General features: G+C 67.6%; 23 protein-coding genes. All 23 read left to right on the top strand.

Going from position 1 to position 12951, the window contains the following annotated elements; all coding sequences use genetic code 11:
- The first annotated feature begins 539 nt into the window (after positions 1-539).
- The 23 genes from rpsJ (at position 540) to map (ending at position 12934) form a co-directional block, all read left to right on the top strand.
- On the top strand, positions 540-848 hold the full coding sequence (gene rpsJ / locus JRG78_RS10485; protein ID WP_017201594.1) for a 30S ribosomal protein S10: 309 nt from the start codon (positions 540-542) through the stop codon (positions 846-848).
- 8 nt (positions 849-856) lie between these two features.
- Positions 857-1516, top strand: a complete 660-nt coding sequence (gene rplC / locus JRG78_RS10480; RefSeq protein WP_259606609.1) for a 50S ribosomal protein L3 — start codon at positions 857-859, stop codon at positions 1514-1516.
- Between the two features lie 2 nt (positions 1517-1518).
- A complete protein-coding gene (rplD, locus tag JRG78_RS10475) occupies positions 1519-2181 on the top strand; it encodes a 50S ribosomal protein L4 (protein WP_259606608.1) in 663 nt (220 codons plus the stop codon).
- The gene (gene rplW / locus JRG78_RS10470) at positions 2178-2498 is read left to right on the top strand and encodes a 50S ribosomal protein L23 (protein WP_259606607.1); all 321 of its coding nucleotides are present in this window, start codon (positions 2178-2180) and stop codon (positions 2496-2498) included. The genes rplD and rplW overlap by 4 nt, the downstream gene beginning before the upstream one ends.
- A 20-nt stretch (positions 2499-2518) precedes the next feature.
- On the top strand, positions 2519-3358 hold the full coding sequence (rplB, locus tag JRG78_RS10465; RefSeq protein ID WP_259606606.1) for a 50S ribosomal protein L2: 840 nt from the start codon (positions 2519-2521) through the stop codon (positions 3356-3358).
- A gap of 12 nt (positions 3359-3370) precedes the next feature.
- Positions 3371-3652: a 30S ribosomal protein S19 gene (gene rpsS, locus JRG78_RS10460; protein WP_223170705.1), complete on the top strand. Its 282-nt coding sequence runs from the start codon at positions 3371-3373 to the stop codon at positions 3650-3652.
- Between the two features lie 25 nt (positions 3653-3677).
- Positions 3678-4076 (top strand): 50S ribosomal protein L22, encoded by a 399-nt coding sequence (rplV, locus tag JRG78_RS10455; protein ID WP_259606605.1) that lies wholly within the window; start codon positions 3678-3680, stop codon positions 4074-4076.
- The gene (gene rpsC, locus JRG78_RS10450; protein WP_259606604.1) at positions 4076-4825 is read left to right on the top strand and encodes a 30S ribosomal protein S3; all 750 of its coding nucleotides are present in this window, start codon (positions 4076-4078) and stop codon (positions 4823-4825) included. The genes rplV and rpsC overlap by 1 nt, the downstream gene beginning before the upstream one ends.
- Positions 4825-5244 (top strand): 50S ribosomal protein L16, encoded by a 420-nt coding sequence (rplP, locus tag JRG78_RS10445; RefSeq protein WP_259606603.1) that lies wholly within the window; start codon positions 4825-4827, stop codon positions 5242-5244. Before rpsC ends, rplP begins: the two co-directional genes overlap by 1 nt.
- Positions 5244-5558, top strand: a complete 315-nt coding sequence (gene rpmC / locus JRG78_RS10440) for a 50S ribosomal protein L29 (RefSeq protein WP_272653364.1) — start codon at positions 5244-5246, stop codon at positions 5556-5558. Before rplP ends, rpmC begins: the two co-directional genes overlap by 1 nt.
- Positions 5558-5875, top strand: coding sequence for a 30S ribosomal protein S17 (rpsQ, locus tag JRG78_RS10435; RefSeq protein ID WP_259606602.1), 318 nt, complete (start codon positions 5558-5560; stop codon positions 5873-5875). The genes rpmC and rpsQ overlap by 1 nt, the downstream gene beginning before the upstream one ends.
- Positions 5872-6240, top strand: coding sequence for a 50S ribosomal protein L14 (gene rplN / locus JRG78_RS10430; protein ID WP_067194525.1), 369 nt, complete (start codon positions 5872-5874; stop codon positions 6238-6240). Before rpsQ ends, rplN begins: the two co-directional genes overlap by 4 nt.
- 2 nt (positions 6241-6242) lie before the next feature.
- Positions 6243-6602, top strand: a complete 360-nt coding sequence (gene rplX / locus JRG78_RS10425) for a 50S ribosomal protein L24 (protein WP_259606601.1) — start codon at positions 6243-6245, stop codon at positions 6600-6602.
- Positions 6602-7192 carry a 50S ribosomal protein L5 gene (gene rplE / locus JRG78_RS10420; RefSeq protein ID WP_259606600.1) on the top strand — a complete coding sequence of 197 codons (591 nt, stop codon included), beginning with the start codon at positions 6602-6604 and terminating at the stop codon, positions 7190-7192. The genes rplX and rplE overlap by 1 nt, the downstream gene beginning before the upstream one ends.
- Positions 7193-7322: 130 nt before the next feature.
- Entirely contained in the window at positions 7323-7721 is a 399-nt protein-coding gene (rpsH, locus tag JRG78_RS10415) for a 30S ribosomal protein S8 (protein WP_259606599.1), read from the top strand.
- Positions 7722-7727: 6 nt separating this feature from the next.
- Positions 7728-8264 (top strand): 50S ribosomal protein L6, encoded by a 537-nt coding sequence (gene rplF, locus JRG78_RS10410; protein ID WP_259606598.1) that lies wholly within the window; start codon positions 7728-7730, stop codon positions 8262-8264.
- A 3-nt stretch (positions 8265-8267) separates the two neighbouring features.
- Positions 8268-8627: a 50S ribosomal protein L18 gene (gene rplR, locus JRG78_RS10405; RefSeq protein WP_259606597.1), complete on the top strand. Its 360-nt coding sequence runs from the start codon at positions 8268-8270 to the stop codon at positions 8625-8627.
- Positions 8624-9313: a 30S ribosomal protein S5 gene (rpsE, locus tag JRG78_RS10400; RefSeq protein ID WP_259606596.1), complete on the top strand. Its 690-nt coding sequence runs from the start codon at positions 8624-8626 to the stop codon at positions 9311-9313. The genes rplR and rpsE overlap by 4 nt, the downstream gene beginning before the upstream one ends.
- On the top strand, positions 9313-9498 hold the full coding sequence (gene rpmD / locus JRG78_RS10395) for a 50S ribosomal protein L30 (protein WP_106816569.1): 186 nt from the start codon (positions 9313-9315) through the stop codon (positions 9496-9498). The genes rpsE and rpmD overlap by 1 nt, the downstream gene beginning before the upstream one ends.
- Entirely contained in the window at positions 9498-10067 is a 570-nt protein-coding gene (gene rplO, locus JRG78_RS10390) for a 50S ribosomal protein L15 (RefSeq protein WP_259606595.1), read from the top strand. Before rpmD ends, rplO begins: the two co-directional genes overlap by 1 nt.
- A gap of 101 nt (positions 10068-10168) precedes the next feature.
- The gene (gene secY / locus JRG78_RS10385; RefSeq protein ID WP_259606594.1) at positions 10169-11491 is read left to right on the top strand and encodes a preprotein translocase subunit SecY; all 1323 of its coding nucleotides are present in this window, start codon (positions 10169-10171) and stop codon (positions 11489-11491) included.
- A complete protein-coding gene (locus JRG78_RS10380) occupies positions 11488-12084 on the top strand; it encodes an adenylate kinase (protein WP_259606593.1) in 597 nt (198 codons plus the stop codon). The genes secY and JRG78_RS10380 overlap by 4 nt, the downstream gene beginning before the upstream one ends.
- A gap of 1 nt (position 12085) precedes the next feature.
- On the top strand, positions 12086-12934 hold the full coding sequence (map, locus tag JRG78_RS10375) for a type I methionyl aminopeptidase (protein ID WP_259606592.1): 849 nt from the start codon (positions 12086-12088) through the stop codon (positions 12932-12934).
- Positions 12935-12951: the final 17 nt, after the last annotated feature.

The following is a 12951-nucleotide window of genomic DNA, read 5'->3' as shown; positions in this document are numbered from 1 at the left end:
CCCGCGGACGAGGCGTCCGGCGTCCCTCCATGCCCGACGCCTCCGGCCCGGCGTGCCCCCTCGCGCCGGGCGTCCCCCAGCGCGGGTGGGGCATGGGGATGCCCCACCCGCGTCTCCCCGACGGATGCCGCGGAACCGCGGAATCACGCGCGACACGCCCGGGTTTGCGCAACCGAAAACCCGCATGGCAGAATAGACAGGTTCCACATTCCTGCGCCCTGCGCGGGATCACTGCCAGGGCAGTGCATAGACGGCGCCCCTCCGGGTGCAGGGTTCTAGGCCGCGGGCAGCAGAACACAAAAATCCGACACCTCCCGAACGGGATCCCGGCGTGCCTGCACGGCGGGGGTCGGCATCCGTGCGCTCCGGCGTGCGGCTGACAGCAGAACAGTGGTGCCCCTTCGACGGGCTCAGGGACCGGTACGGTCCCGGATCCGCGAAGTCCAGTGCCGAGGCGTGAACAGCGCCGACGTGCGTCCAATGCCCCAGGGTCACCCGGCCCAGGACGGTAAGACGCCTTAAAGAGAGTGAGCAGACAAATGGCGGGACAGAAGATCCGCATTCGCCTGAAGTCGTATGACCACGAGGTCATCGACACGTCGGCGCGCAAGATCGTCGACACCGTGACCCGTGCGGGCGCGACTGTCGTCGGCCCCGTGCCGCTTCCGACCGAGAAGAACGTCGTGTGCGTCATCCGGTCGCCCCACAAGTACAAGGACAGCCGCGAGCACTTCGAGATGCGCACCCACAAGCGTCTGATCGACATCGTCGACCCGACGCCCAAGGCCGTCGACTCGCTGATGCGCCTTGACCTTCCGGCCGACGTCAACATCGAGATCAAGCTCTGAGGTTCGACATGGCTGACATCAACGCAAAGATTTCCAAGGGCATGCTCGGCACCAAGCTCGGCATGACGCAGGTGTGGAACGAGAACGGAAAGCTCGTCCCGGTCACCGTCATCGAGCTGGCGCCGAACGTCGTCACCCAGATCCGCACCCCTGAGAAGGACGGCTACAACGCCGTGCAGATCGCCTACGGCCAGATCGACCCGCGCAAGGTCACCAAGCCGCTGACCGCGCACTTCGAGGCCGCCGGCGTCACGCCGCGTCGTCACGTCACCGAGATCCGCACCGCGGATGCTGCTGACTACTCACTCGGTCAGGAGCTCACCGTGGACGGCCTGTTCGAGGCCGGCCAGCTGGTCGACGTCGTCGGCACCAGCAAGGGCAAGGGCACCGCCGGTGTCATGAAGCGCCACAACTTCAAGGGCGTCTCCGCCTCGCACGGTGCGCACCGCAACCACCGCAAGCCCGGCTCGATCGGCGCCTCGGCGACCCCGAGCCGCGTCTTCAAGGGCATGCGCATGGCCGGCCGCATGGGCGGCGAGCGCGTGACCGTCCTCAACCTCACGGTGCACGCCATCGACGCCGAGAAGGGACTCATGCTCGTCAAGGGCGCCGTCCCCGGCGCGCGCGGCCGCATCGTCTACGTCCGCAACGCAGTGAAGGGTGCCTGACCATGGCCGACTCGACTCTCGCGCTCGACGTCATCGCGGTCGACGGCAAGAAGGCCGGCTCTGTCGAGCTGCCCGCCGCGATCTTCGACGTCAAGACCAACGTCCCGCTGATCCACCAGGTCGTCGTCGCGCAGCTCGCCGCGGCGCGCCAGGGCACCCACTCGACCAAGCGTCGCGGTGAGGTCTCCGGCGCCGGCCGCAAGCCCTTCAAGCAGAAGGGCACGGGCAACGCCCGTCAGGGCTCGATCCGCGCGCCGCACATGACCGGCGGTGGCATCGTGCACGGCCCGAAGCCGCGCGACTACTCGCAGCGCACCCCCAAGAAGATGATCGCCGCCGCCCTCCTGGGCGCGCTCAGCGACCGCTTCCGCGGTGAGCGCCTGCACGCCGTCGAGGCGTTCGTCGCCGGCGAGACCCCTTCGACGAAGTCCGCCGCGGGCCTGCTGGCCGGTGTCGCCCCGTCGAAGAACGTCCTCGTGGTGACCGAGCGCAACGACGAGCTGACCGTGAAGAGCGTCCGGAACCTTCCGAACGTCCACGTGCTCAGCTACGACCAGCTGAACGCCTACGACGTGCTCGTCTCCGACGACATCGTCTTCACCAAGGCCGCTCTCGAGGGCTTCATCGCCTCGAAGACCGGCGCAACCGAGGAGGTCTCGGCATGAGCGAGCAGAACATCCTCGCGACGGCCCTGAACAAGGACCCGCGCGACATCATCCTGGGCCCGGTCGTCTCCGAGAAGAGCTACGGTCTGATCGACGAGGGCAAGTACACCTTCCTCGTGGACCCGCGCGCCTCGAAGACCGAGATCAAGCTCGCCATCGAGAAGATCTTCGGCGTGAAGGTCGCCTCGGTGAACACGATCAACCGCGTCGGCAAGGCCCGCCGCACCCGTTTCGGCACCGGCAAGCGCAAGGACACCAAGCGCGCCATCGTGTCGCTGAAGTCGGGCTCCATCGACATCTTCACGGCAGTCGGCTGACCGGGGGATAAGGACAGAACATGGCTATTCGCAAGTACAAGCCCACGACCCCGGGTCGCCGCGGTTCGTCTGTGGCCGACTTCGCCGAGATCACCCGATCGACGCCGGAGAAGTCGCTGCTGCGCCCGCTCGCCAAGACCGGTGGCCGCAACAACCAGGGCCGCATCACCACCCGCCACATCGGCGGTGGCCACAAGCGCCAGTACCGTGTCATCGACTTCCGTCGCAACGACAAGGACGGCATCAACGCCAAGGTCGCTCACATCGAGTACGACCCCAACCGCACCGCGCGCATCGCGCTGCTGCACTACGTTGACGGCGAGAAGCGCTACATCCTCGCCCCGAACAAGCTGAAGCAGGGCGACATCGTCGAGTCGGGTCCCGCCGCGGACATCAAGCCCGGCAACAACCTGCCGCTGAAGAACATCCCCACCGGTACGGTGATCCACGCGATCGAGCTCCGTCCCGGCGGCGGTGCGAAGATGGCTCGTTCGGCCGGCGCCTCGGTGCGCCTGGTCGCGAAGGACGGCCCCTACGCGCAGCTGCGTCTCCCCTCGGGCGAGATCCGCAACGTCGACGCGCGCTGCCGCGCGACGATCGGCGAGGTCGGCAACGCCGAGCAGTCCAACATCAACTGGGGCAAGGCCGGCCGCAAGCGCTGGAAGGGCGTCCGCCCGACCGTCCGCGGTGTCGCCATGAACCCGGTCGACCACCCGCACGGTGGTGGTGAGGGCAAGACCTCCGGTGGTCGTCACCCCGTCACCCCCTGGGGCCAGGCCGAGGGACGCACCCGTCACGCCAACAAGGAAAGCGACAAGTACATCGTCCGTCGCCGCACCACTGGCAAGAAGCGCAAGTAGGAGTAGAGGAAGATGCCACGTAGTCTCAAGAAGGGCCCCTTCGTCGACGAGCACCTGCTTCGCAAGGTGGTCGGTCAGAACGAGGCCGGTACCAAGAACGTCATCAAGACCTGGTCGCGTCGCTCGATGATCATCCCGGCCATGCTGGGTCACACCATCGCCGTGCACGACGGTCGCAAGCACATCCCCGTGTTCGTGACCGAGACCATGGTCGGCCACAAGCTGGGCGAGTTCGCGCCCACCCGCACCTTCCGCGGCCACGAGAAGGACGACAAGAAGGGCCGCCGCCGCTGACGCGGGGGCGATAGAGGAGAGAGAAATGGTGGAGTCCATCGCACGCGTGCGACACATCCGCGTGACCCCTCAGAAGGCTCGTCGTGTCGTCGCCCTGATCAAGGGCAAGCAGGCCCAGGAGGCGCTGGCCATCCTGAAGTTCGCGCCGCAGGGTGCCAGCGAGCCGATCTACAAGCTCGTGCACGCCGCCATCGCGAACGCGCAGGTCAAGGCCGATCGCGACGGCGAGTTCCTGGACGAGCAGGACCTGTACGTGAAGAACGCGTACGTCGACGAGGGCACGACGCTCAAGCGTTTCCAGCCCCGCGCTCAGGGCCGCGCATTCCAGATCAAGAAGCGCACGAGCCACATCACGGTCGTGCTGGCCACCCCCGAGGTCGCTGAGGCGGCCCCGGCTGCCAAGACGAAGAAGGCGAGCAAGTAATGGGACAGAAAGTCAGCCCCTACGGCTTCCGCCTCGGCATCACCACGGACCACGTGTCCCGCTGGTTCTCCGACTCCACGAAGCCGGGCCAGCGTTACGCCGACTACGTGGCCGAGGACATCAAGATCCGCAAGCTCCTGCAGACGCAGCTCGACCGCGCCGGCGTGAGCCGCATCGAGATCGAGCGCACCCGCGACCGCGTGCGTGTGGACATCCACACCGCTCGTCCGGGCATCGTCATCGGCCGCCGCGGCGCCGAGGCGGAGCGCATCCGCGGTGACCTCGAGAAGCTCACCGGCAAGCAGATCCAGCTGAACATCCTCGAGGTGAAGAACCCCGAGGCCGACGCTCAGCTCGTCGCGCAGGGCATCGCCGAGCAGCTCTCCGCGCGCGTGGCGTTCCGCCGCGCGATGCGCAAGGGCCTGCAGGGCGCGCAGCGCGCCGGCGCCAAGGGCGTCCGCATCCAGGTCTCCGGCCGTCTCGGCGGCGCGGAGATGAGCCGTTCCGAGTTCTACCGCGAGGGTCGCGTGCCGCTGCACACGCTCCGCGCGAACATCGACTATGGCTTCTACGAGGCGAAGACCACCTTCGGCCGCATCGGCGTGAAGGTCTGGATCTACAAGGGCGACCTCACCAACAAGGAGCTTGCTCGCGAGCAGGCCAACCAGAAGCCTTCGCGTGACCGTGGCGGCGACCGTCGTCGCGCCCCGCGCACCGAGGCTCCCGTCGCAGAAGGAGCGTCTGCCTGATGCTTATCCCTCGCAAGGTCAAGTACCGCAAGCAGCACCACCCGAAGCGTTCGGGCCAGGCGACCGGCGGCACCAAGGTCACCTTCGGTGAGTTCGGCATCCAGGCCCTGACCCCCGCTTACGTGACGAACCGTCAGATCGAGTCCGCTCGTATCGCGATGACCCGTCACATCAAGCGTGGTGGAAAGGTGTGGATCAACATCTACCCGGACCGTCCGCTCACGAAGAAGCCGGCCGAGACCCGCATGGGTTCCGGTAAGGGCTCGCCGGAGTGGTGGGTCGCAAACGTCAAGCCGGGCCGCGTCCTGTTCGAGGTCGCGGGCGTGAACGAGCAGCTGGCTCGTGAGGCGCTCACCCGGGCCATTCACAAGCTGCCTCTGAAGGCACGCATCATCAAGCGCGAGGAGGGCGACGCGTAATGGCGATCGGCACCAAGGAGCTCGCACCCGCCGAGCTCGACACGTTCGAAGACCAGCGCCTCGTCGAGGAGCTGCGCAAGGCCAAGGAGGAGCTGTTCAACCTCCGATTCCAGTCGGCCACCGGCCAGCTGGAGAGCCACGGCCGCATCCGCGCCGTCAAGCGCGACATCGCGCGCCTCTACACCGTGATCCGCGAGCGCGAGCTGGGCATCCGTGCGACGCCCGCTCCGGTCGAGGCTCCGGCCAAGAAGGCGTCCAAGTCGAAGGCGAGGAAGGCCGATGAGGCCGAGGCGCCGAAGGAGGAGGCCGAGTAATGGCTGAGAAGAAGGCTGCAGAGGCCGGCCACGAGTCCGCCGAGCACGACGTCCGCGACGTCAACGCCCGCGGCTACCGCAAGGCGCGTCGTGGCTACGTCGTCAGCGACAAGATGGACAAGACCATCGTCGTCGAGGTCGAGGACCGCGTGAAGCACCCGCTCTACGGCAAGGTCATCCGCCGCACCTCGAAGGTGAAGGCCCACGACGAGAACAACACCGCCGGCATCGGCGACCTGGTTCTCATCAACGAGACCCGTCCGCTGAGCGCCACCAAGCGCTGGCGTCTGGTTGAGATTCTGGAGAAGGCCAAGTGATTCAGCAGGAGTCCCGCCTCAAGGTCGCCGACAACACCGGCGCGAAGGAGCTGCTCACGATCCGCATCCTCGGTGGCTCGCGCCGCCGCTACGCGGGTCTGGGCGACACCATCGTCGCGACGGTCAAGGACGCGATCCCGGGCGGCAACGTCAAGAAGGGCGATGTGGTCAAGGCCGTCATCGTCCGCACCGTCAAGCAGACGCGTCGTCCCGACGGCTCGTACATCAAGTTCGACGAGAACGCCGCCGTGATCCTGAAGAACGACGGGGAGCCCCGTGGCACCCGCATCTTCGGGCCGGTCGGTCGTGAGCTTCGCGACAAGAAGTTCATGAAGATCGTCTCCCTGGCCCCGGAGGTCATCTGATCATGGCGAAGATCAAGAAGGGCGACCTGGTTCAGGTCATCACCGGTCGCAAGCAGGACAAGGGCGGCGACCGCGGCAAGCAGGGCAAGGTCCTCGAGGTCCTCGTCGAGCAGAACCGCGTCGTGGTGGAGGGCGTGAACTACGTCACCAAGCACACCCGCGTCGGCCAGACCCAGCGCGGCACCAAGACCGGTGGCATCGAGACCGTCGAGGCGCCGATCCACATCTCCAACGTCGCCCTCGTCGACCCCTCGACCAAGAAGCCGACCCGCGTCGGCCACCGCGTCGAGGAGCAGGTCAAGGACGGCGTCAAGCGCACGGTCCGCGTGCGCTACGCGAAGAAGTCAGGTAAGGACCTCTGATGGCAGCGACTGACGCCGCGCAGGCTGGCAAGATCCAGCCGCGCCTGAAGGCGAAGTACAACAACGAGATCAAGAAGGCTCTGCAGGACGAGTTCGGCTACAAGAACGTCATGCAGATCCCCGGCCTGGTCAAGGTCGTCGTGAACACCGGCGTCGGCGAGGCCGCTCGCGACAGCAAGGTGATCGAGGGTGCGGTCGACGACCTCACCCGGATCACCGGCCAGAAGCCGGTCGTCACCAAGGCTCGCAAGTCGATCGCGCAGTTCAAGCTGCGCGAGGGCCAGCCCATCGGCGCGCACGTCACCCTCCGCGGCGACCGCGCCTGGGAGTTCCTGGACCGCCTGGTGAACCTGGCTCTGCCGCGCATCCGCGACTTCCGCGGCCTGTCGGCGAACCAGTTCGACGGCAACGGCAACTACACCTTCGGTCTCCAGGAGCAGAGCGTGTTCCACGAGATCGACCAGGACAAGATCGACCGCGTCCGCGGTTTCGACATCACCGTGGTGACGTCGGCCAAGACGGATGCCGAGGGCCGCGCGCTCCTGCGCCACCTGGGCTTCCCGTTCAAGGCCGCCGACGCCCCGGCCTGATCGGAGACGCGGGGAGGGATGCCGGAAGGCATCCCTCCCCGCGTGCCGTACAATTGAAGATTGCGTGTGTTCAGGAAGGCCGTCTGTCGTGTAACGGCAGCCGGAACCCCATGATCGAAAGAAGACAACAATGACAATGACAGACCCGGTCGCAGACATGCTGACCCGTCTGCGCAACGCGAACTCGGCGCACCACGACTCCGTGACGATGCCGTCGAGCAAGCTCAAGGCGCACATCGCCGAGATCCTCCAGCAGGAGGGTTACATCGCCGGCTTCGAGGTGACCGACGCCCGCGTCGGCAAGAACCTCACCCTGTCGCTCAAGTACGGTCCCAACCGCGAGCGCTCCATCGCCGGCATCAAGCGCGTGTCGAAGCCCGGTCTCCGCGTGTACGCGAAGTCAACCGAGCTGCCCAAGGTCCTCGGTGGCCTCGGCATTGCCATCCTGTCCACCTCCTCCGGTCTCCTCACCGACCGTCAGGCTGAGCAGAAGGGCGTGGGCGGAGAAGTTCTCGCCTACGTGTGGTGATCTGACATGTCGCGTATCGGACGTCTTCCCATCGACATCCCCGCGGGCGTGACCGTCACGGTCAACGGCCGCGAGGTGTCGGTGAAGGGCCCCAAGGGTGAGCTCACCCTGCAGGTGGCCAGCCCCATCGAGGTCGTCGTCGAGGAGAACCAGGTCCTGGTCACCCGTCCCGACGACGAGCGCGAGTCGCGGTCGCTCCACGGCCTGACCCGCACCCTCATCAACAACAACATCATCGGCGTCACGCAGGGCTACTCCAAGGGCCTCGAGGTCGTCGGCACCGGTTACCGCGTGCAGCAGAAGGGCAGCGGCGTCGAGTTCGCGCTCGGCTTCTCGCACCCGGTGCAGGTGGACCCGCCCGCGGGCATCACGTTCACGGTCGAGGGCACGAACAAGCTCACCGTGAGCGGCATCGACAAGCAGGCTGTCGGCGAGGCAGCCGCCAACATCCGCAAGATCCGCAAGCCCGAGCCGTACAAGGGCAAGGGTGTGCGCTACGCCGGCGAGGTCGTGCGTCGCAAGGCCGGAAAGGCTGGTAAGTAAACCATGGCTGTGAAGTCGAAGTCCGACGCCCGCGCGCGTCGTCACGCCCGTCTTCGCAAGAAGATCGTGGGCACCGAGACGCGTCCGCGTCTGGTCGTCACCCGCTCCGCACGTCACGTCTTCGTGCAGCTGGTGGACGACAGCAAGGGCCACACCGTGGCATCCGCTTCCACGCTCGAGACCGACCTGCGCTCCTTCGACGGTGACAAGACCGCCAAGGCCCGCAAGGTGGGCGAGCTCGTCGCCGAGCGCGCGAAGGCCGCCGGCATTTCCGAGGCAGTGTTCGACCGTGGCGGCAACCGCTACGCCGGTCGTGTCGCCGCCATCGCCGATGGCGCCCGCGAAGGGGGGCTGGCACTGTGAGTGACATCAAGGAGAACAACGAAGTGACCGAGCAGGCTGCTGCCGAGGCTCAGGCCGAGCCCCAGCGCGAGCAGCGCGAAGGCCGCCGGGGCGGTCGCGACCGCAACCAGGGCCGTGACCGCAACTCGCGCGACCGCGGCGACAACCAGTTCCTGGAGCGCGTCGTCACCATCAACCGCGTGTCGAAGGTCGTCAAGGGCGGTCGCCGGTTCAGCTTCACCGCGCTCGTGGTCGTCGGCGACGGCAACGGCATGGTGGGCGTCGGCTACGGCAAGGCCCGCGAGGTGCCGCTGGCGATCTCGAAGGGCGTCGAGGAGGCCAAGCGCAACTTCTTCCGCGTGCCGCGCGTCGGCTCGACCATCCCGCACCCGGTGCAGGGCGAGTCCGCTGCGGGCGTGGTGCTCCTGCGTCCGGCCGCCGCGGGTACCGGTGTCATCGCCGGTGGTCCGGTCCGTGCGGTCCTGGAGTGCGCCGGCATCCACGACGTGCTGTCGAAGTCGCTCGGCTCGTCGAACACGATCAACATCGTGCACGCCACCGTCGAGGCTCTGAAGGGCCTGGAGGAGCCGCGCGCCGTCGCCGCTCGCCGTGGCCTGGACTACGACGCGGTCGTGCCGGAGATCATCATCCGCAACGAGGCGCGGGCCGCTGCGGCCGCCGCCGCTGCGCAGAAGGTAGGTGCCTGATGGCCGCACGGCTCAAGGTCACGCAGATCAAGTCCAAGGTGAGTGAGAAGCAGAACCAGCGCGACACGCTGCGCAGCCTCGGTCTCAAGCGGATCGGCGACTCGGTCGTCCGTCCCGACGACGCGCAGACGCGCGGCTACGTCCGGACCGTCGCTCACCTCGTCAAGGTTGAGGAGATCGACTAATGGCTGAGAAGAAGGAAGCCGTCGAGGTCGTCGAGGCCGAGAAGGCCGAGAAGAAGAAGTCCGCGACGCGCAAGTCGACCGCGGCCGCCACGAAGCCGGCCGCCAAGAAGGCGGATGCCGCGGCCTCGCGCCCCGGCGTGCTGAAGGTGCACCACCTGCGTCCGGTCCCCGGCGCCAACACCGCGAAGACCCGCGTGGGTCGCGGTGAGGGCTCCAAGGGCAAGACCGCCGGTCGCGGCACCAAGGGCACCAAGGCCCGCAACACTGTTCGCGCCGGGTTCGAGGGTGGGCAGATGCCGCTGCACATGCGCACCCCGAAGCTCCGCGGCTTCAAGAACCCGTTCCGGGTCGAGTACCAGGTCGTGAACCTGGCGAAGCTCGCCGAGCTCTACCCGCAGGGCGGCGAGGTCACGGTCAGCGACCTGGTCGCCAAGGGAGCGGTCCGCAAGAACGAGAAGGTCAAGGTCCTGGGCGACGGGGACATCTCCGTCAAGCTCACGGTCTCGGTCGACAAGGTCTCGAGCAGCGCCGAGCAGAAGATCGTCGCCGCTGGCGGATCCGTCAAGTGACACACGCGAGGAGGGGTCGGAGATTTCCGGCCCCTCCTTTGCGTTACCCTTGACTTTCGGCCGTCCCCCGCGGATCGGCAATCCCTTCAGGAGGAACGACCTTGTTTAGCGCCATCGCGCGAATCTTCCGCACGCCTGACCTGCGGCACAAGATCCTTTTCACCATCGGCATCATCGCGCTCTACCGCCTGGGGTCGAACGTTCCCGCACCGTTCGTGCACTTTCCGAACGTGGAGGAGTGCCTCGCCGCCAACGCCGGCACCGAGGGCCTGCTCGGACTGGTGAACCTGTTCTCGGGCGGTGCGCTGCTGCAGCTGTCCATCTTCGCGCTCGGCGTCATGCCGTACATCACGGCGACGATCATCACCCAGCTGCTGCGCGTGGTCATCCCGCACTTCGAGACCCTGCACAAGGAGGGGCAGGCGGGGCAGAGCAAGCTGACGCAGTACACCCGCTACCTGACCATCGCGCTCGCGCTGCTGCAGTCGACCACCCTGGTGACGGTGGCCCGCAGCGGCCAGCTGTTCGGCACCACCGACATCGCCGCCTGCCAGCAGCTGCTCACGAACGACGTCTGGTGGGCGCAGCTGCTCATCATCATCGCGATGACCGCCGGCACGGGCCTGATCATGTGGTTCGCCGAGCTGGTCACCGAGCGCGGCATCGGCAACGGCATGTCGCTGCTGATCTTCACCTCGATCGCCGCCACGTTCCCCTCCGCGATGTGGACCATCTGGGAGGCCCGCGGCTTCGAGACGTTCCTCCTCGTGCTCGCCATCGGCATCGTCGTGATGGGGCTCGTCGTGTTCGTCGAGCAGTCGCAGCGGCGCATCCCGGTGCAGTACGCCAAGCGCATGGTCGGCCGGCGCACGTACGGCGGCACGAACACCTACATCCCGATCAAGGTGAACATGGCGGGCGTGATCCCGATCATCTTCGCCTCGTCCCTGCTCTACATCCCGATGCTGGTGGCGCAGTTCAACACGCCGCCGGACGGCAGCGAGCCGCCCGCGTGGGTGGCGTGGATCTCCACCTACTTCGCCAGCGGAGACCATCCCCTGTACATGGCGGTGTACTTCCTGCTGATCATCGGCTTCACCTACTTCTACGTCGCGATCACGTTCAACCCCGTCGAGGTCGCCGACAACATGAAGAAGTACGGCGGGTTCATCCCGGGCATCCGTGCCGGGCGTCCCACCGCCGAGTACCTGGACTACGTGCTCACCCGCATCACGTTCCCGGGCTCGATCTACCTGGGCCTGGTCGCGCTGATCCCGCTGATCGCGCTGTCCACGGTGCAGGCCAACCAGAACTTCCCGTTCGGCGGCGCCTCAATCCTCATCATCGTGGGCGTCGGTCTCGAGACGGTGAAGCAGATCGACGCGCAGCTTCAGCAGCGCCATTACGAAGGGCTCCTCCGATGACCGCATCCGCACGCCTGCTGATCGTCGGGCCGCAGGGATCCGGCAAGGGCACCCAGGGGGTGCGCATCGCCGCCGCCTTCGGCATCCCGGTCGTCTCCACCGGCGACATCTTCCGCGCCAACATCAAGGAGGGCACCGAGCTCGGCAAGCGGGTCACCGCGATCCTCGACGCCGGCGACCTCGTGCCCGACGCGCTGACCGGTGAGATCGTCCGCGACCGGCTCTCGCAGCCGGATGCCGCGAACGGCTTCCTCCTGGACGGCTACCCCCGCAACGCGAACCAGGTGCACGACCTCGACGACTTCCTGTCCGGTCGCGGCGAGACCCTGGACGCCGTGATCCTGCTCGACGTCCCGCGCGAGGAGAGCATCGAGCGCCTCCGCCTGCGCGCCGTCGAGCAGGGCCGCTCGGACGACACCGAGGAGGCGATCGCGCACCGGCTCGACATCTACGAGAAGGAGACCGCGCCGATCCTCGCGATCTACCGGGAGCGCGGCATCGTCGACCGCATCGACGGCGTGGGCACGCTCGACGAGATCACCGAGCGCATCTCGGCGGCGCTGGCGGCCCGCGGGCTCGCGCAGCTGGTCTGACGTGTTCCGCAAGTCGATCTACAAGACCCCGGCGCAGCTGCGCTCGATGGTCGAGCCGGGGCTGATCACGGCCGCCGCGCTGGACGCCGTGCGCGCACTGGTGCGTCCTGGTGTCACGACGGGAGAGCTGGACGCGGCCGCGGAGCGGGTGATCACCCAGCGCGGCGCCGAGTCCAACTTCAAGCTCGTGCGCGGCTACCACCACGCCACCTGCATCTCGGTGAACGAGCAGGTCGTGCACGGCATCCCCGGGGACCGCGTGCTCGCGCCGGGCGACATCGTGTCGATCGACTGCGGGGCGCAGTACCAGGGCTGGAACGGCGACAGCGCGATCACCATCGTCGTGCCCGACCCGTCCCGGCCGGAGGTCGTGGCGCGCCGGGAGGAGCTCTCCCGGGTGACCGAGGGGTCGATGTGGGCGGGCATCGCCGCCATGGCGACGGCCTCGCACATCGGCGACATCGGCGCCGCGATCCAGGACTACATCGAGGCGCAGGGCGTCTCGGCGGTGTCGGGTGAGCCGTACGGCATCCTGCGCGAGTACGTCGGCCACGGGATCGGCCGGAAGATGCACGAGGCGCCCAGCGTGTTCAACTACCGCACTCCGGATGCCGGGGCCGAGGTCCGTCCGGGCCTGGTGCTCGCGATCGAGCCGATGGTCACCGCCGGGGGAGAGGCCACCCTGGTCGAGGACGACGACTGGACCGTCTCCACCGTCGACGGCACCGACGGCTCGCACTGGGAGCACAGCGTCGCCCGGCACGAGGGCGGGATCTGGGTGCTCACCGCGCCCGACGGCGGCGCGGCGGGGCTCGCGCCGTTCGGGGTGGTGCCGGCGCCGCTCGCGTAGCGCGGGGCGCGCGGGGG

Origin of the sequence: Microbacterium sp. EF45047 (assembly GCF_028472845.1) — a bacterium.
In the GTDB taxonomy this organism is placed as follows: Bacteria; Actinomycetota; Actinomycetes; order Actinomycetales; family Microbacteriaceae; genus Microbacterium; species Microbacterium neungamense.
The sequence above is the reverse complement of the archived record's forward strand: the minus strand, read 5'-3'. Positions and strand labels throughout refer to the sequence as shown.

Excerpts from the sequence above, each read along its gene's own strand:
- rpsJ (WP_017201594.1), top strand. The coding sequence starts at position 540 with ATGGCGGGACAGAAGATCCGCATTCGCCTGAAGTCGTATGACCACGAG.
- rplC (WP_259606609.1), top strand. The coding sequence starts at position 857 with ATGGCTGACATCAACGCAAAGATTTCCAAGGGCATGCTCGGCACCAAG.
- rplD (WP_259606608.1), top strand. The coding sequence starts at position 1,519 with ATGGCCGACTCGACTCTCGCGCTCGACGTCATCGCGGTCGACGGCAAG.
- rplW (WP_259606607.1), top strand. The coding sequence starts at position 2,178 with ATGAGCGAGCAGAACATCCTCGCGACGGCCCTGAACAAGGACCCGCGC.
- rplB (WP_259606606.1), top strand. The coding sequence starts at position 2,519 with ATGGCTATTCGCAAGTACAAGCCCACGACCCCGGGTCGCCGCGGTTCG.
- rpsS (WP_223170705.1), top strand. The coding sequence starts at position 3,371 with ATGCCACGTAGTCTCAAGAAGGGCCCCTTCGTCGACGAGCACCTGCTT.
- rplV (WP_259606605.1), top strand. The coding sequence starts at position 3,678 with ATGGTGGAGTCCATCGCACGCGTGCGACACATCCGCGTGACCCCTCAG.
- rpsC (WP_259606604.1), top strand. The coding sequence starts at position 4,076 with ATGGGACAGAAAGTCAGCCCCTACGGCTTCCGCCTCGGCATCACCACG.
- rplP (WP_259606603.1), top strand. The coding sequence starts at position 4,825 with ATGCTTATCCCTCGCAAGGTCAAGTACCGCAAGCAGCACCACCCGAAG.
- rpmC (WP_272653364.1), top strand. The coding sequence starts at position 5,244 with ATGGCGATCGGCACCAAGGAGCTCGCACCCGCCGAGCTCGACACGTTC.
- rpsQ (WP_259606602.1), top strand. The coding sequence starts at position 5,558 with ATGGCTGAGAAGAAGGCTGCAGAGGCCGGCCACGAGTCCGCCGAGCAC.
- rplX (WP_259606601.1), top strand. The coding sequence starts at position 6,243 with ATGGCGAAGATCAAGAAGGGCGACCTGGTTCAGGTCATCACCGGTCGC.
- rplE (WP_259606600.1), top strand. The coding sequence starts at position 6,602 with ATGGCAGCGACTGACGCCGCGCAGGCTGGCAAGATCCAGCCGCGCCTG.
- rpsH (WP_259606599.1), top strand. The coding sequence starts at position 7,323 with ATGACAATGACAGACCCGGTCGCAGACATGCTGACCCGTCTGCGCAAC.
- rplF (WP_259606598.1), top strand. The coding sequence starts at position 7,728 with ATGTCGCGTATCGGACGTCTTCCCATCGACATCCCCGCGGGCGTGACC.
- rplR (WP_259606597.1), top strand. The coding sequence starts at position 8,268 with ATGGCTGTGAAGTCGAAGTCCGACGCCCGCGCGCGTCGTCACGCCCGT.
- rpmD (WP_106816569.1), top strand. The coding sequence starts at position 9,313 with ATGGCCGCACGGCTCAAGGTCACGCAGATCAAGTCCAAGGTGAGTGAG.
- rplO (WP_259606595.1), top strand. The coding sequence starts at position 9,498 with ATGGCTGAGAAGAAGGAAGCCGTCGAGGTCGTCGAGGCCGAGAAGGCC.
- JRG78_RS10380 (WP_259606593.1), top strand. The coding sequence starts at position 11,488 with ATGACCGCATCCGCACGCCTGCTGATCGTCGGGCCGCAGGGATCCGGC.